A 16,941-nucleotide genomic window follows, 5' to 3' on the forward strand; every position below is an offset into this window, starting at 1 on the left:
GCCGGATGGTGCACCCGGTCCCTCGACGCGCCCTACCTGCAGGCGACGAACGATAAACGGGCAAATCGACATCAGGCCTAGGCCCGCCCTGCCCGGTGCTAAAGTTCGCCTTCCCCCGCATGCGAGCAAGCTCATGGCGACTCCCGCGCACTATCCGATCGGCACCCCCGGCCGCCCCTGGGGCGATGCCGAAAAAGCAGCCTGGCTGGAGCAGCAGACCCGCCAGCGCAGCTACGAAAAGGATGTGCTGAGCGTGATCGACACCCTGCGCTCGCGCTTTGACGTGGATCAATACGGCCGCCTGGACTATGCGCCCGATACCTACCCGCTGTTTGCGATCAAGAACCGCCACTGGCGGGACGATCTACCCTGGGTGCTGGTGACCGGCGGCGTGCACGGGTATGAGACCAGCGGCGTGCACGGCGCCCTGCAGTTTGTCGACGAGGATGCGGAAGCCTATGCCGGCCGGATCAACCTGCTGGTCGTGCCCTGCGTCAGCCCCTGGGCCTACGAACGAATCCATCGCTGGAACGCGCTCGCCATCGATCCGAACCGCTCCTTCCGCGAAAACAGCCCCGCGCCCGAAGCGGCTGCGCTCATGAATCTGGTGGCGCCGCTGCGCGACCGCGTGCTGGTGCACATCGACCTGCACGAAACCACCGATACCGACGAAACCGAGTTTCGGCCGGCACTGGCCGCCCGCGACGGCGTGGACCATGCACCGGGCGAAATCCCCGACGGCTTCTATCTGGTGGACGACAGCGAGCATCCGCAGCCGGCGTTCCAGCAGGCGGTGATTGCCGAAGTGGAAAAGGTCACGCACATCGCGCCGGCCGACGACAAGGGCGAAATCATCGGCTCGCCAGTCGTCGCCCGCGGTGTGATCAACTATCCGCTCAGGGAACTGGGCCTGTGCGCAGGCATCACCCAGGCACGCTACAAGACCACCACCGAGGTCTATCCCGACAGCCCGCGCGCAACGCCGGACCAGTGCAACGACGCCCAGGCGGCGGCGGTGCGGGCGGCGATCGAATTCGCGCTGCGATAAACCACGTCGGCGGCCGCGCCCGATCTAACCCTTTTGGACGTCCATTCGGGTACCGTGATCGGCACCGTGCCAAACCGCCGCCGCGCACGGCATCATCGTCAGGCCCAACGGACAGGACCGAGTGAAGTGACCGTGACTGCCACCGCCCCCATGCCGCGCCAGGTCACGCGGCCATCGCAACGCCCATGCTGACCGCCATCGTGCTTGCGGCGTTGCTGCTCGGCGGCAGCCCTGCCTCCGCCGGCAGCGTGGCGACACCGGCACCGGCGGCGCTTCCCGCGCCCACCCCGCAATTTCGCCGTTTCGGCACGGCGGACGGGCTGCCCGATCCGACCATCAGCGCACTGGTGCAGGACCACGAAGGCTATGTGTGGGTGGCCAGCGGCTCCACCCTTACACGCTACGACGGGATGGAGTTCAAGACCGTCGGCAACGCCTATTCCGCCCCCACCGACCGGGTGCGTGCCCTGCTGGTGGATACGCAAGGACGCCTGTGGGCCGGCGGCGAAGACGGACTGGCACGCTACGACGCCGCGAATAACGGCTTCGTGCACTGGCATCACGACGACAAATCGCCGGACAGCCTGGGCGACGATCACGTGGAAGCATTGGCCCAGGATCGCGATGGCAGCCTGTGGGTGGCCTTCTTCGACCACGGCCTGGACCACGTGCTGGACGGCAAGCATTTCGTGCACCTGCGCCACGATCCGGCCAACCCCGGCAGCCTGGCCAGCGACAAAGTGCACGCCTTGCTGGCCGAACCGGATGGCCGCCTGTGGATCGCCACCGCAGCCGGGGTGGACCTGCGCGAGCGCGACGGCCAACTGCGCCACGTCCCGTTCGAAACCGAAGACGGCAAATCCGTGAACCCGCTGGAGGTATTCAGCCTCGTCCGCGACGGCGACAGCCTGCTGGTCGGCGGTGTGCGCGGCCTGTTCCGCCTGGGTCGCGACGGTGTCGCCCGCCGCATTCCCTTGGGTATGTCGCCGGGACCGGTCATGTCCATCGCTCTGGACGATACCGGACGCGTTTGGCTCGGCACCCCCAACGGTCTGGTGCTGCGTGATCGCGACGGACGCGTCTACCGCTTTGCCAGCGCCCCGCTGCTGCCTCACGCGCTACCCGGCGAAGTGGTGCTGCGCATGGTGCGCGATCGCGAAGGCGGATTGTGGCTGGGCACCGACAACGGCCTGGCGTATCTGTCGCCCGACTGGAACGACTTCACCCGCAGCAGCCATCGTCCGGACGATCCGTCCAGCCTCAGCCCCGGCGCCTTTTTCGCGGTAACCGCCGCACCGGACGGCAAACTCTGGGTGGGCGGCCAGGAAGACGGCCTGATCGACGAACTGGATCCCGCGACGCAAACCGTCACTCCCGCCGTCATCCGCCTGCCCGGTACGCACCACGAAATCTACGGCATGGCGATGGACGCGCGCGGACGCTTGTGGATCGATCTGGCCGAAGGCAGTTACCGCTACGACCAAGGCAAGCTCGAACCCATCACCGTGCCGGCCGGCACGTACAACGTGGAGTTCGACGAGAACGGCACGGCGTACATGGAGCTGATTTCCAGCGGCGTATGCGCCGTGCCCGCCGACAGCACGCAATGCACCTTGCTGCCCTTCGCCAACGCGCAGCTGGCCGACGCTTCCATCAACGACATGCGCTGGCACGACCATGCCTTGTGGCTGGGCACCGACCAGGGCATGGCGCGCTGGGCGCCGGGACAACCGATACGCCTAGTGCCCGGGGTGGAACCGCACTTCGTGCGCGCGATCGATTTTCGCGGCGACGACCTGTGGGTGGCCGAAGCCGACAGCTTGTCCGTGTACCGCTGGCAGAACGATCACGCGACGCGCGTGGCGCACTATCAACTGACCGATCCGCGCACGATCAATAGCGTGATGAGCCTGCGCGTGGATGGCGCGGGTCGCGCGTGGCTGTTCACCCGCAACGGCTTGTGGCTTTACGACCCGGCCAACGGCAGCGTGCGCGGCTTCGGCCTGGAAAACGGTTTGGTGGACACCTACTTCGGCAGCAACGCCATCGCACGTTTGCCGAACGGCTGGCTTTTCGCGCCCTCCAAGAACGGCATCGTCGGCTTTAGGCCGGAGGCCATCCAATCGCACCAGCGCCGACCGGAAGTGCTGCTGAGTGCCTTGAGCGTGCGCAACGACCGCGGCGTGCACGAACTGTCGCCTGCCGACGATCGCGTGGCACTGGCCTGGAACGACCGCGACCTCACCATCGTCGCGCGCGCCTTGTCCTTCATGGCGCCGGAGCAAAACATCTATCGTTTCCGCCTGGACGGCCTCGATAGCGGCTGGGTCGACAGCGGCCATCGCGGCGATCGCACGTTCACGCAATTGCCCGGCGGCGATTTCACTTTGCACGTGCAAGCCGCCGGTCCAGACGGTGTATGGGGCGATCTGGCCAGGCCGTTGCACGTCCACGTGGATTACCCGCCATGGCTACGCTGGTGGGCCTGGCTTGCCTATGCGCTATTGCTGACCGCGTTGTTCGTCGCGCTGCTGCACGCCATGCGCCGACGTCAGCTGCAACGTCATCGACTGGAACTGATCACCCAGGAACACCACCTGGCCAGCGCCGCCAGCCAGGCCAAGACCGAGTTTCTCGCCCAGCTCGGCCACGAGATCCGCACACCGATGACCGGCGTGCTGGGCATGGCCGAACTGCTGCTCAGCCGTCCGCTCGGCGACACCGAGCGACGCTACACGCAGGCCATTCGCAATTCCGGCGAAGTGCTGCTCACCCTGGTGAACGACGCACTCGACCTGGCCCGCATCGAAGCCGGTCGCCTGCAACTGGCGCCCACTCCGTTCGATCCGCGCGCATTGGTACAGGACGTCGGCGAATTGCAGCGCGCCAAGGCCGTGGCCAAAAAACTCGCGTTGCGCGTGGACATTGCCGACAGCGTGCCGGCGCAAGTGCTTGGCGATGCCGTGCGCGTCCGGCAGATCCTGCTCAATCTCAGCGGCAACGCGGTGAAGTTCACCGAACACGGCGAAGTGTGGCTGGCGCTGGCCGGCACCGACGGCGAACTGCGCTTTACCGTCAGCGATACCGGCCCGGGCATTGCGCCGGATGACCAGGCCAAACTGTTCCAACGCTATCAGCAACTGGACAGCCCGCAACGCGGTTCGGGCAGCGGCCTGGGCCTGGCCATCTGCCGCGAACTGGCGACCTTGATGGGAGGCTCCATCACACTCGAATCGACACCCGGCGCAGGCAGCACCTTCCACGTCGTGCTGCCGTTGCATGCCGTCACGGCAGCTGTCGAACCACCGCCGACCGCCGCCAGCGAGCAAGGCCCGCGCTGGCACCTGTTGCTGCTGGAAGACGACCCCACGGTAGCCGCAGTCATCGCCGGCTTGCTGGAAGTGCAAGGACACACCGTCGAGCACGTACCCAACGCACTGCGCGCGCTGGAATCGCTGGACCGCTCAAACTTCGATGCCGCGCTGGTCGATCTTGACCTGCCCGGCCTGGACGGCCTGCAATGGGCCAGGCTGGTGCGTTTGCGCGAAGGCAATGAAACATTGCCGCTGATAGCGATTACCGCACGCGCCGGCAGCGACGAAGAAACCCGCGCCCGCGCTGCCGGTATGGATGGCTTTCTGCGCAAACCGTTGCACGGTCGGCAACTGGCCGAGGCGTTGGCGGCGGTGTTGGTGCGCAAACCCATGACGATGGCGTGAGTCGCGCGGCGCGCTTCAAAAACGGCTTCCTCCACGAAAAGGGAAAGGGAACAGGAAATGACTGGAACGATCGGCACACCGACTCTGCTTTTTCTTGCGATCGCATTGACTGGATGCGCAACGGCACCGACACCCATGGACCCCATGGCTCACAAGGTCAACGCACTGGTTGACGAAACGACTCACGCAAAAACGGAGGCAAACGCCTTTGTTGCGCTGGAATCGCTGGGGCCTGACGCGGCTCCCTATTTGATTGGCCATCTTGGCGACGAACGGCCACTACCCATCGCGGAGATGGCATTGGCCAATCACGCCCAAGACTTGTTCGAAGGCTTGCGGCACTACGGGCCAAAGGTCGTGCACGACGCGCTGTCCGCACTGCTGAATCAGATCACTGGGGTAAGTTTCGAGTTTGTCTACAACGGCGCAACGGAGGCGCAGCGCAAAGACGACCGCAACCAATGGGTCGACTGGTGCAGCAAAAGGTATCCCGAAAAGATCGCCACGTGCCGGAATGATCGACGCTAGTTGACCGGCTTCGGTTGGTTCGCGCCCGCATCCAAAATGGAGCAACCCGAAGACATCGGATATTAGCGCCCCTGGCATTGCCTCAATTCATCAATGAATTTGCAGTCCGACACGGGCTTAGGCAGGTTTTCACAGGTGCTTAGCTGCAAGTCTCCGGCATCTTTCTCGATTTCCGGATACCGGACACTTTGGTCCACGTGCCGAAGGCTTAAACGAGCATCAACTCGTAATCATTTTCCGCTGCAATTTTTATGACCTCGAGCAGCCCGTCGATGTCTTGAAGTTTTTCGTCATACTTCAATTGCTGATCTTCATCTGCCGACGTGGATGAAAGCTTTTCTAGTCGCTCTTCATAATGTTTCAAGGCTTCCCACAAGATGTGGTACTCACTGGCAATGAGACGTATGCCATTAGCCGACATTTGCCAACTCCTAATGTGTCGCGTCACTGAGCATTGGACAGATGTGGCGGCCGCTCTTCGCCGCCCCTGGCACCTCACCACGAGCAACCATCTGAGCGGGAATCGATCGTGCGCCGCCAACTTTCCAAGCTGTCCATCTTGCACCGCTCCACGAGACACCACAAACCTTTGTTTCTTCTAACTTAAATTTGCCGTCGAGAGCATTTATTCCGCGCTGCAACTTGCCGGAAACGATCTCCTGGTTACACTCGACGGATCACAGGTGTCCTGTCGCCCCTTCAAGGTGTGCAGGGTGAAACGGGAAGTCGGTACGGGTGTCATCACCTCATGCCGACGCTGCCCCCGCAACGGTAGGCGAGAAAACCCGGCATGAAACCACTGCGCATGGCGCGGGAAGGTGCCGGGGTGAAGCGAAGGCTTCGCTCGTGAGCCCGGAGACCGGCCTGTGTCGACGCGTGGAGCGTCGTTCCCGAGTGTTGCGGAGGGCAACCAGGCGAGCTGATTCAGGATCTGGCTGCCTGCCGTCTTGCGTCTCCTTGTCTGTGCTCCGTACCACCCATCTCGCGGGTGAGCGATACGGAGACAACACAAATGAATAAGCTGAGCAACATCGCGACCGACGTCGCGACAGTCAAACTGCTGATCGACGGCGCTTTCGTCGAGTCCAAGACCAGCCAATGGCACGATGTCGTCAATCCGGCTACGCAAGCGGTACTTGCGCGCGTTCCCTTCGCGACGAAGGACGAAGTCGATGCGGCGGTATCCGCCGCCAAACACGCCTTCAAGAGTTGGCGCAAGACACCGATCGGTACGCGCGCACGCATCTTCCTGAAGTACCAACAGTTGATTCGCGAAAATCTGGGCGAGCTGGCCGCGTTGCTCACCGCGGAGCAAGGCAAGACCCTGCCCGACGCGGAAGGCGACGTATTCCGCGGGTTGGAAGTGGTCGAACACGCCGCCGCCATCGGCAACTTGCAACTGGGTGAACTCGGCAACAACGTGGCCACCGGCGTGGATACGTACACGTTGCTGCAGCCGCTTGGTGTTTGCGCAGGCATTACGCCTTTCAATTTCCCGGCGATGATTCCGCTGTGGATGTTCCCAATGGCGATCGCCACCGGCAACACTTTCGTGCTCAAGCCTTCGGAACAGGACCCGATGGTCACCATGCGCCTGGTGGAACTCGCACTGGAAGCAGGCATTCCCAAGGGTGTGCTCAATGTGGTGCACGGTGGCGAAGAGGTGGTCAACGCCATCTGCGATCACGCCGATATCAAAGCGGTGTCTTTCGTGGGCTCCACCCGCGTTGGCACGCACGTATATCACCGCGCATCGCAATCCTGCAAACGCGTGCAGTGCATGATGGGCGCGAAGAACCACGTCGTCGTGCTGCCGGATGCCAATAAGGAACAGACGCTCAACGCACTGGCAGGCGCCGCGTTCGGCGCCGCCGGCCAACGCTGCATGGCCGCTTCGACCGCGGTACTGGTGGGCGAAGCGCAGTCGTGGATACCGGAGCTGGTCGCCAAGGCGCGTACGCTCAAGATCAACGCAGGCAAGGAGCCGGGCACCGATGTTGGCCCGTTGATTTCCTGTGCAGCGCGCGAACGCGTTGAACAATTGATCGAAACCGGCGTTGCGCAAGGCGCAAAGCTGGAACTGGACGGCCGCGCACCAAACGTGCCGGGTTATGAAAAAGGCAACTTCGTCGGCCCGACGATCTTCTCGAACGTCAAGCCAGGCATGTGCATCTATGATGAGGAAATCTTCGGCCCGGTATTGGTGATCCTCTCCGCCCATTCGTTGGATGAGGCGATCGAGCTGATCAACGCCAACCCGAACGGCAACGGCACTGCCATCTTCACGCAGAGCGGCGCGGCAGCGCGGCGCTTCCAGGAAGATATCGACGTGGGGCAGGTCGGTATCAACGTGCCGATTCCCGTGCCGGTACCGCTGTTTTCATTTACAGGCTCGCGCGCGTCCAAGCTTGGCGACCTGGGCCCTTATGGCAAGCAGGTCATCAGCTTCTATACGCAAACCAAGACGGTGACCCAACGCTGGTTTGACGACCAGACTCTGCACGTGGGCGTCAACACCACGATTCACCTGAAGTGACGGGGCACCGCCATGGATACCAAAACCATGCCGGTGGCCCCTCCGGATCTGACGGACGAACAGCAAGCGTTCCGTGAAGCGGCGCGCGACTTCGCCCAGGCGGAGCTCGCGCCATTCGCCGCGCAGTGGGATGCGCAAAGCGAATTTCCGCGCGAAGCCATTCGCAAGGCCGGCGAATTGGGCTTCTGCGGCCTCTATACCGATGAACAGGCTGGCGGTTCCGGCCTGACCCGGCTCGATGCGGCAATCGTGTTAGAAGAACTCGCTGTCGTGGACCCTTCCACCGCGGCCTTCATCAGCATCCACAACATGGCGACGTGGATGCTGACCAGCTTCGCCACGACGGCGGTGCGCGACGCCTGGGGGCCGGCGCTTGCCAGCGCCACGCGCCTTGCGTCCTATTGCCTGACCGAGCCGGGCGCCGGGTCCGATGCGGCGTCCTTGCGTACTCGCGCCGAAAAGGACGGCGACGAATACGTGCTGTATGGAAGCAAGGCCTTTATTTCCGGCGCGGGCGCCACCGACGTGCTGGTGGTGATGGCACGCACCGGCGAGGAAGGCGCGCGCGGCATTTCGGCCTTTGCCGTGCCCGCCCATTCACAGGGCATCGGCTACGGGCGCAACGAAGAGAAAATGGGTTGGCACAGTCAACCCACGCGTGGCGTCACGTTTGACGGCGTGCGTATTCCGGCGCATCACCGGCTAGGTAGCGAGGGCGATGGCTTCAAGATCGCCATGAAGGGCCTGGACGGCGGCCGGTTAAATATCGCGGCGTGTTCGCTAGGTGCCGCGCAGGGAGCACTGGATGCAGCGCGCCGCTACATGGGCGAACGGCGGCAGTTCGGCAAAAAGCTGGCCGATTTCCAGGCGCTGCAGTTCAAGCTCGCCGACATGGCGACTGAACTGGTCGCCGCACGGCAGATGGTGCACACCGCCGCACGCAAGCTCGATGCCGGCAGCCACGATGCCACCATCTGGTGCGCCATGGCCAAGCGTTTTGCCACCGATGCCGGCTTTGCGATCTGCAACGACGCGCTGCAGATCCACGGCGGGTACGGCTATATCCGCGAGTACCCGATCGAACGCCTGCTGCGCGATTGCCGCGTCCACCAGATTCTGGAAGGCACCAACGAGATCATGCGCGTGATCGTCGCGCGCCACCTTCTCAACACCGAAGAGGAATTACGATGAGCCACGCGGGCAAGCACTACACCGGACTGCAACTGGCGATCGACGGCCACGTAGCGATCGTCACCCTAACCCATCCGCCCGCCCATACCTGGACACGCGAGAGCCTTTCGGCCCTGCGCGACCTGGTGCGCGATCTGGAAGCGGACCGTGCCATCTATGCTCTGGTAATCACCGGCGACGGCGAGAAATTTTTCTCCGCGGGCGCGGATCTCAAGCAGTTCGCCGACGGCGACAAGGCGCTTGCCCGCGAAGCAGCACGACGCTTCGGCGAAGCGTTCGAAACGCTGTCGTCGTTTCGTGGCGTCAGTATCGCGGCCATCAACGGCTATGCAATGGGCGGCGGTTTGGAATGCGCCCTGGCCTGCGATCTGCGCATTGCCGAAGACCACGCGCAAATGGCATTGCCGGAAGCCACCGTGGGCTTGCTGCCCTGCGCCGGTGGCACGCAGAACCTCGCGCGACTGGTTGGCGAAGGCTGGGCCAAGCGCATGATCCTGCTCGGCGAGCGCATAGACGCCGCCACCGCACAGCGCATTGGCCTGGTAGAAGAAGTCGTTCCCAAAGGCGAAGGCAGGGCCAAGGCGCTCGCCTGGGCACACCAGGCCGGCAAGCAGAGCCCGGTCAGCCTTGCAGCGTGCAAAAAGCTGGTGCAAGCGACGCGGTCGCAAACGCTTGCGACCGCACTGGTGCAGGAGCGTGAAGCCTTCGTCGATCTGTTCGACACCGCCGATCAACGCGAAGGTGTCAACGCTTTCCTCGAAAAGCGCACGCCGCAGTGGAAGAACGCATGAACACCGCCAGCGCATCATCGCAAGACGAAGCACCGGTTCTTTTTGAAGAGCGCGTCACTGCCAACGGCAAGCGCATCGGCATCGCCACGCTTCATGCACCCAAGACGCTCAATGGCCTGTCACTGGACATGGCTCGGCTGCTGGATGGACGGCTGCATGCCTGGGCAAAGGATGACGGCATCGCACTCGTCGTGTTGCAAGGCGCAGGCGAGAAAGCCTTCTGTGCCGGCGGCGACTTGCACGGCCTGCATCGCTCGATGACCGAGTATCGAGCCGCGGGCCATCGCGATATCCGCGACAATGCCTACGCCAGCAACTTCTTCGCCGTGGAATATCGGCTCGATTACCGCATTCACACCTATCCCAAGCCACTTCTGTGCTGGGGACACGGCATCGTAATGGGCGGAGGCATCGGATTGATGTCTGGTGCCAGCCACCGGGTGGTGACCGAGCGCTCCAAGTTGGCGTTCCCGGAAATCACCGTTGGCCTTTATCCCGATGTGGGAGGCACGTGGCTTTTACATCGCGTGCCGGCGCGGGGTGGCCTGTTCCTCGCGTTGACGGGCGCTCCCCTCAATGCTGGCGACGCCATCTATGCCGGCATGGCCGACGTGTGCATCGAAGATCAGCGGCGCCAGCAGGTTTTCGATGCACTGACACGCGCAAATTGGAAGGGCACAACGTCCGACAATGCCAACGTGCTTACCTCACTGTTGCAAGAGCATGCATCACAGCCAGCTCCCGGTCCCTTGCAAAAGCACCAGGCGTTGATCGAACAGATCTGCGCGCACGAAGCGCTCGAAGTCATTGCAGGGGCGATCCGCGCCACCAGCGTCGATGATCCATGGGTAAGCGCTGCACGCGAGACGTTTGCTACCGGCGCGCCGAGTTCGGCGCGCATCGCCTTCGAGTTGCAGCGCCGCGCGCCCGAACTGTCTTTGGCAGACGTGTTCCGGCTGGAATACATCGTTTCGCTGCACTGTGCTGCGCGTGGCGATTTCGCCGAAGGTATCCGAGCATTGCTCATCGACAAAGACCGGCAACCGCATTGGCAACCCAAAACGCTGGCCGAGGCAACCTCTGCCTGGTCTGAGACGTTCTTTCAGGCGCCGTGGCACGAAGGCGATCACCCCTTGGCCAATCTCGGCGCAAGACACGAGGCAACTAACGCATGAGTCGCATTGCATTTATCGGACTTGGCCACATGGGCGGACCGATGGCCACCAACCTGCTGAAGGCCGGCCATCAGCTGCGTGTATTTGATCTGGTTGCGGCATCGGTTGAGCAGGCCGCGGCACGAGGCGCGGTCGCCGCCGTCAACGCCATCGATGCAGTGGCAGGCGCGGAGATCGTTATCTCCATGCTGCCGGCCAGCCGGCACGTCGAAGGTTTGTATCTCGGCAACGACGGCCTGCTTTCACACATTCCGGCTGGCGTACTGGTGATCGATTGCAGCACCATCGCGCCGGCATCGGCGCAGAAAGTCGCCAAGGCCGCTACTGAGCGTGGACTGGCGATGCTCGATGCGCCGGTATCGGGCGGCACCGCTGGCGCAGCGGCTGGCACGCTGACTTTTATCGTTGGCGGCCAGGCGGAAACGCTGGAACGCGCCAGGCCGGTTTTCTCGGCGATGGGCAAGAACATCTTTCACGTCGGCGACAGCGGCGCCGGACAGGTAGCCAAGCTGTGCAACAACATGGCGCTGGGCGTGATCATGGCGGTAACCGGTGAAGCGCTGGCGCTCGGCGCGGCGCATGGCCTGGATGCAAAAGTGTTGTCGCAGATGATGGCAGTGAGCACCGGCCGCAGCTGGGCTACCGAAGTCTGCAACCCCTGGCCCGGCGTGCTCGACAACGCACCGGCATCGCGTGGCTATTCCGGCGGCTTCGGCAACGACCTGATGCTCAAGGATCTTGGGCTTGCCGCCGAAGCGGCGGTGAGCGTGGGCGCATCCGTGCCGCTGGGCGAGCTCGCGCGCAATCTATATGCACTGAACAGCAAGGCCGGCCGCGGCGGGCTCGACTTTTCCAGTGTCGTGAAACTGCTGGCGCCCGATTCGTGAGCAGTTCTGTGCGGGAAAAACTCACGCTTCCAGGTGGCGCGCAAAAGCTGCTTCTGCACTCCTGCTGCGCGCCATGCTCCGGCGAGCTGATGGAAGCGTTCGTGGAATCGGGCATCGACTACGCCATCTTCTTCTACAACCCGAACATCCACCCATTGAAAGAGTATCTGCTGCGCAAGGATGAAAACATCCGCTTCGCCGAGAAGCACGGCGTGCCCTTCATCGATGCCGACTACGACACCGACAACTGGTTCGCCCGAGCCAAAGGCATGGAAAACGAACCCGAGCGCGGCATCCGCTGCACCGCGTGCTTCGACATGCGCTTCGAGCGCACGGCCCTGTATGCGCACGAACACGGCTTTCCCATCATCACCAGCTCATTGGGCATTTCGCGTTGGAAAGACGTGGCGCAGATCAACGATTGCGGCCATCGCGCCGCCACACCCTACGACGGCCTGGTGTACTGGGATTACAACTGGCGCAAAGGCGGCGGCAGCCAGCGCATGATCGAGATCAGCAAGCGCGAACGCTTCTACCAGCAGGAATATTGCGGCTGCGTGTATTCATTGCGCGATTCCAATCGCCATCGACGCGACCAAGGGCGCGAGCGGATCAGACTCGGCGTGAAATTTTATGGTGACGATGATCAATGCATGCGCGAACCGGCCGATAAACCGCCGCACATCGAGACATGCTCATGAGCAAGGCCTTGTATCTCGTCGAGGTGATTGCTCGGGAAATCAATGAAAATGTCAGAGATGCCGGTTCATCCGTGCCCACGGATTATCCGGCCAGCGATTTGGCGCGCCAGCACTCGGGAAAATTTACCGAAGCGGTCAGAGCCAGTAATCGACGCGAGGCCACCATACTCGTCAAGCGAAAGTACCCCGGCTATCTCGTATCCGGCAACGTGATGAAAGCGCTGTAGTTAGCGCAAGTCTTCCATGGACATTGCCCCGGATGGACAAGCGACGCGGGGCCGCGCAGCAGCCTGAAACCCATCAAAAATTGGCGCGCCCGGAGGGATTCGAACCCCCGACCAATGGCTTCGGAAGCCACTACTCTATCCGGCTGAGCTACGGGCGCGTAGAGATGCGCGCTGGCATGGGGCATCCGGAGGATGCGGCCAGCGGCGGAGGGCAAGTATAGCGGAGTTGGGGAGGCGCGCCCATGGATGTTGGGGTCTCATGGAAAACGCGCCTCCCCGCCTTCCCTCCCCGCCCCTGTTCGGGAAGGGAGGAGAAGCCTTAGCGAGCCTTGATCAACTGGCTAAGCGTATCAGGCTTGCTGGTGTCGCGCTCGAGGTGCGGATACTTCAGGCCACCGTGGTAGTCGATGCGAATAGTCTTGTACTCGTCGAAGTTCTTCACCAGCAGCTCGATCGGCTGGCTGCTGTCCTTGGCCGAAGCGGTGACGGCATCCTTGACCGCATCGGGGTCGTAGCTCTTGCCGTTGACTGCCACGATGCTCATGCCGGGCGAAAGGCCTGCGTTGAAGGCAGGGCCGTCCCACAGCACGTCGTTGATCGAGCCGTCCTTGCCGATCGACACGCCCAGCGAGTAGGTCAGGTCGGCGGTGTGGCGGAAGGCTTCGATCGCCTTGATCGCATCGGACGGCTTGTCGTTGTAGACCAGCTTCCAGCCGTGCGCTTCCAGGCCGCCGATCAGGCCGCCGTGGCCGTCCAGGCGCGCGCGCAGGTAGCTGGCCCAATCGAAGGGCGCGATGCCGTTGAGCGTCTTGACCACGTCTTCGAAGGTGTAGGTATCCACGTCCCACGCACCGGGATTCACGCCGAAGAAGGCCTTGCCGAAATCGTCGATGGTCTTCTTGTTGCCGGTGAGGTCACGCAGCTTGCCGTCCACGTCCAGCCAGATCATTTCGCCGGCGGAGTAGTAATCCTCGCTACCCTGGTAATTGCGATACGGCAACGGGCGGCGCAGTGCGATGGTCGGGTCGTTGGTGGTGTCCTGCACGTTGCGCCAGGTCGCCAGGCCCGGGCGGCCCTTGTCGTACACGGAAGCAACGGCGGCGATCATTTCCTTGTACTGGTCGCTGCTCCACAAACCGGAACGCGCGGCAATCACCTGCCCCCAGAACTGGGTCTGGCCTTCGTACACCCACAAGAGCGAATCGCCCATGGTCACGTTGAAGTTCGGCGTGGCCAAGTCGGCGCCGCGGCGGTACTTGCCGTCCCACGAATGGTTGAATTCGTGCGTGAGCAGGTCGCGCATCACCCAGCTCTTGTTCCATTCGGTGAAGTAGCCGGTGGGTGTGCCGTCTTCGCTGGAACGGTGATGCTCCAGACCGTTGCCGCTCATCTTGTCGCTGAGCGAGAACAGGAAGTCGTAGTGGTTGTAGTGGTGCGCGCCGTACAGTTTGTACATCTGCTGCACGATGTTCTGGTGGATCTTCAGTTGCTCCGGCGTGATCTCCAGGTACTTCGGATCATCGGCGACGATGTCCGCATGCACCGGCGTGCTGGCGCCCGGATCCAGATCGATGCGCTTGAAGTATTTGCCGGCGTAGATCGGCGAGTCCACCAGGTCGTCGTAGTTGATCGACTTGAAGTGCGTGGTCTGGCCGTCCTGCGACGCCACTTCCAGCGCCGACCCGAACTGCCAGCCGGCCGGCAGCTTCACGCTGGGGTCGGTCTGAATCTGGCGCGCGTAATAGCCGGCCGGATAGACCGACACGGTGTTCCACTGCAGATTGAGCATTTCCGGCGTCATCACCACGCGGCCCTGGCGGGTGTCCTGCGGCGACAGATACTGGAACTCCACCTCGACCGCGCTCGCACCCTGCGGCACGTTCACGTGGAAGGCGTAGACGTTGTATTCGTCGCGCGTCCACGGCAGCACCTGGCCATTGGCTTTCACCACCAGGCCGGCGAATTTGTCGATCGGGCCGGTGGGCGAATGATTGCCGGGAATCCACTGCGGGTAGAGCAAGGTCAGCGGGCCTGCAGCAGCCGGTATCACTTCGTGCACGCGGAACACGCGATGGGCGATGTCGGTGGCATCGACGTCGATCTTCAGCGTCCCTGCGCTGTAGGGCACGTTCTGCGGAGCAGGTACGTCGTCAGCCTGGACGGCGAAAGCGGTGCATCCCAGCGCGGAGGCGAGGATGGCGGCGGCAAGCGGGTGATATTTCAAAGCGGAGTCTCCTGGTGCGACAAGCGGCCGCTGTCACAAACGTGAACGCGGCATAAGCACCCGATGCTATCCATCTCCCGGCGCGAGCCTCCCCTGCCAGAGGTCACAGACTTCGTGATCCAAAGCCGCGACTTGAGTCTTTGCATCCAGCCCCCACTTAGACGCGTTCCCGCTTTTCGTAACAAATCGAGATGTTGCCTGCGAGGCTTAAAGCTGAACAGGAGCTCCCACGCAGAAGTTTGCGGAAAGAAAGGGTTAAGGCAGAATGTTACAATGTCGTTACATCGCGTAACCCCGCGCGATCCGCACGGTGCCTTCCCCAGCCCGTGTCGGCCAATAAGAAAGAAATGGAGTCTTCCATGAATAAGCTCGCCCTCTCGGCCGCTGTGGCCGCCCTTGCCCTGTCCCCCGTGCTGAGCCAAGCCGCTCATGCCGATGACGCCAACACCCCCACCTATGGCGCCAACGTCAACCCGAACTGGCAGGACAACTTCTTCGTCGCCGGCAACCTCGGCAAGACCGATGCCCGCAACGACGACCTGACCCACAAGAACAGCGTGTTCCAGAACGTTCGCTTCGGCTGGCGCTGGAACGGCATCATCGGTCCGGAAATCGGTTACGTGTACCTGGGCCGCCCCAAGGCTGACAACGGCATCGCCTCGACGTCCGTGAAGCCGCGCGCCGCCACCGTCGGCGTGAACGGCAAGTACAACGTCTACGAAAACTGGTTCGTCACCGCCCACGCCGGCTACATGCGCTCGCAGACCAAGTTCGACTGGGTGTCGGGCCCGAACAGCGCCAACTACAAGACCTGGAACAACGGCCTGTACGCCGGTCTCGGCGTCGGCTACGACATCACCAAGGACTTCAGCCTGGCGCTGAACTACGACAACTACCGCCTGCAGGCCGGCAACGGCACCAGCCTCCAGAACATCGGCGTCTCGCACGGCCGCATGAACATCGCGGCGTACTCCGCCTCGGTGGAATACCGCTTCTGATAAGCAGGTCCCATGCTGCCCCGCTTCGGCACGGCAGCTGCAACACCCGATCCCCCGAGGCAACTCGGGGGATTTTTTTGCTTCCAGGACAGCCTGCAGGAGGCGACATGCCTCCCCGCCAAGGCCGTCAGAGAGCCCTAAAGTTCCCTATCCGCAGGCCGATACACCTCTCAAGCCGCTTTGCGTGGCAACCCCGGCCTAAGGACCAGATCAATGAAATCTCTCATCGCCGCGACCCTGTTGTTGGTCGCCCCCATTGCCGCCCATGCTGCTTGCGCAGCAACGGATTTCACCATCCAGGACGTGAAGGTCAGCGCCATTGGCAGCGGTATCGCCACGCGCCTGAGCGTGAAGGGCAAGCTGATCAACAACTGCACTTCCGCCGCGGCCGCCCAGGTGCGCCTCGACGCGAAGGACGGTTCGGGCAACGTGCTTTCCTCCAAGGAAGGCTGGCCGGCCGGCACCACCAACATCAGCCCCGGCCAGTCGGTCGATTTCGACCTGGGCCGCCTGCTGCACTATCAAGCCGACATGCAGAGCTACTCGCTCAGCGTGGTCGACGTGCGGGCCTGGTAAACCCGTAGTTCCAAACCGTGCGTGTGTGAACCTGCCGACGGCACTCCCCTGCCGTCGGCTTTTTTATGTGCGAGATTGGTTCGTTCTTACGCCCGTATCGGCATCAGCCGATATGCATACCAAGCGAGCACGTGTGATGAGTGCCTTCGACTTCACAACGAGGCGCGGCATCCGCAACTTTGCCGGCGCCCGGCGTAGGTTGGGTTAGCGCAGTGTGCGGACTGGGGACATGGGTAACAGGTGTTCGGAGACATGGGTAACACCTAGTCTCACGGGATGTCGACTCTTGGGAGTGCGTCATGCCGTGGAAGGAGAAGACCCTCATGTCCTGTCGCCACGA

At 62.8% G+C, this 16,941-nt stretch carries 14 protein-coding genes, 1 tRNA gene and 1 riboswitch; of the genes, 12 read left to right on the plus strand and 3 right to left on the minus strand.

Features of this window, described 5'->3' with window-relative positions; genetic code table 11:
• The first annotated feature begins 133 nt into the window (after window positions 1-133).
• The 3 genes from ISS99_RS00855 to ISS99_RS00865 all read left to right on the plus strand — a co-directional run bounded on the left by ISS99_RS00855 (window position 134) and on the right by ISS99_RS00865 (window position 5,295).
• Entirely contained in the window at window positions 134-1,048 is a 915-nt protein-coding gene (locus tag ISS99_RS00855; protein WP_204629674.1) for a M14 family metallopeptidase, read from the plus strand.
• Window positions 1,049-1,233: 185 nt separating this feature from the next.
• The gene (locus tag ISS99_RS00860) at window positions 1,234-4,767 is read left to right on the plus strand and encodes a hybrid sensor histidine kinase/response regulator (protein ID WP_204629675.1); all 3,534 of its coding nucleotides are present in this window, start codon (window positions 1,234-1,236) and stop codon (window positions 4,765-4,767) included.
• Window positions 4,768-4,824: 57 nt separating this feature from the next.
• Complete coding sequence (locus ISS99_RS00865) at window positions 4,825-5,295, plus strand: hypothetical protein (protein WP_204629676.1); 471 nt, start codon at window positions 4,825-4,827, stop codon at window positions 5,293-5,295.
• Window positions 5,296-5,503: 208 nt separating this feature from the next.
• Here the strand turns inward: ISS99_RS00865 and ISS99_RS00870 are convergent, their stop codons facing one another.
• Complete coding sequence (locus ISS99_RS00870) at window positions 5,504-5,716, minus strand: hypothetical protein (RefSeq protein ID WP_204629677.1); 213 nt, start codon at window positions 5,714-5,716, stop codon at window positions 5,504-5,506.
• Between the two features lie 243 nt (window positions 5,717-5,959).
• A riboswitch (cobalamin riboswitch) is annotated at window positions 5,960-6,177 on the plus strand.
• A gap of 130 nt (window positions 6,178-6,307) precedes the next feature.
• On the opposite strand from ISS99_RS00870, the gene ISS99_RS00875 reads away from it, so the two are divergent.
• Genes ISS99_RS00875 through ISS99_RS00905 form a run of 7 tightly spaced genes read left to right on the plus strand, consistent with a single transcriptional unit; the run spans window position 6,308 to window position 12,803 of the window.
• Window positions 6,308-7,831 carry a CoA-acylating methylmalonate-semialdehyde dehydrogenase gene (locus ISS99_RS00875; protein WP_204629678.1) on the plus strand — a complete coding sequence of 508 codons (1,524 nt, stop codon included), beginning with the start codon at window positions 6,308-6,310 and terminating at the stop codon, window positions 7,829-7,831.
• A 12-nt stretch (window positions 7,832-7,843) separates the two neighbouring features.
• Window positions 7,844-9,022 carry an acyl-CoA dehydrogenase family protein gene (locus ISS99_RS00880; RefSeq protein WP_204629679.1) on the plus strand — a complete coding sequence of 393 codons (1,179 nt, stop codon included), beginning with the start codon at window positions 7,844-7,846 and terminating at the stop codon, window positions 9,020-9,022.
• Window positions 9,019-9,813 (plus strand): enoyl-CoA hydratase, encoded by a 795-nt coding sequence (locus ISS99_RS00885; protein ID WP_204629680.1) that lies wholly within the window; start codon window positions 9,019-9,021, stop codon window positions 9,811-9,813. Before ISS99_RS00880 ends, ISS99_RS00885 begins: the two co-directional genes overlap by 4 nt.
• Complete coding sequence (locus ISS99_RS00890; RefSeq protein WP_204629681.1) at window positions 9,810-10,988, plus strand: enoyl-CoA hydratase/isomerase family protein; 1,179 nt, start codon at window positions 9,810-9,812, stop codon at window positions 10,986-10,988. Before ISS99_RS00885 ends, ISS99_RS00890 begins: the two co-directional genes overlap by 4 nt.
• Complete coding sequence (mmsB, locus tag ISS99_RS00895) at window positions 10,985-11,875, plus strand: 3-hydroxyisobutyrate dehydrogenase (RefSeq protein WP_204629682.1); 891 nt, start codon at window positions 10,985-10,987, stop codon at window positions 11,873-11,875. The genes ISS99_RS00890 and mmsB overlap by 4 nt, the downstream gene beginning before the upstream one ends.
• Window positions 11,872-12,576: an epoxyqueuosine reductase QueH gene (locus ISS99_RS00900; protein ID WP_204629683.1), complete on the plus strand. Its 705-nt coding sequence runs from the start codon at window positions 11,872-11,874 to the stop codon at window positions 12,574-12,576. The genes mmsB and ISS99_RS00900 overlap by 4 nt, the downstream gene beginning before the upstream one ends.
• The gene (locus tag ISS99_RS00905) at window positions 12,573-12,803 is read left to right on the plus strand and encodes a hypothetical protein (protein ID WP_204629684.1); all 231 of its coding nucleotides are present in this window, start codon (window positions 12,573-12,575) and stop codon (window positions 12,801-12,803) included. The genes ISS99_RS00900 and ISS99_RS00905 overlap by 4 nt, the downstream gene beginning before the upstream one ends.
• Window positions 12,804-12,884: 81 nt before the next feature.
• Here the strand turns inward: ISS99_RS00905 and ISS99_RS00910 are convergent.
• Window positions 12,885-12,961, minus strand: a tRNA-Arg gene (locus tag ISS99_RS00910).
• Window positions 12,962-13,122: 161 nt separating this feature from the next.
• On the minus strand, window positions 13,123-15,027 hold the full coding sequence (locus ISS99_RS00915) for a M61 family metallopeptidase (RefSeq protein WP_204629685.1): 1,905 nt from the start codon (window positions 15,025-15,027) through the stop codon (window positions 13,123-13,125).
• Between the two features lie 359 nt (window positions 15,028-15,386).
• On the opposite strand from ISS99_RS00915, the gene ISS99_RS00920 reads away from it, so the two are divergent.
• On the plus strand, window positions 15,387-16,025 hold the full coding sequence (locus ISS99_RS00920; protein WP_204629686.1) for an outer membrane protein: 639 nt from the start codon (window positions 15,387-15,389) through the stop codon (window positions 16,023-16,025).
• 213 nt (window positions 16,026-16,238) lie between these two features.
• On the plus strand, window positions 16,239-16,601 hold the full coding sequence (locus ISS99_RS00925) for a hypothetical protein (RefSeq protein WP_204629687.1): 363 nt from the start codon (window positions 16,239-16,241) through the stop codon (window positions 16,599-16,601).
• The last annotated feature ends 340 nt before the right edge of the window (window positions 16,602-16,941 follow it).

The organism is Dyella mobilis (genome assembly GCF_016904945.1).
GTDB lineage: Bacteria > Pseudomonadota > Gammaproteobacteria > Xanthomonadales > Rhodanobacteraceae > Dyella_B > Dyella_B mobilis.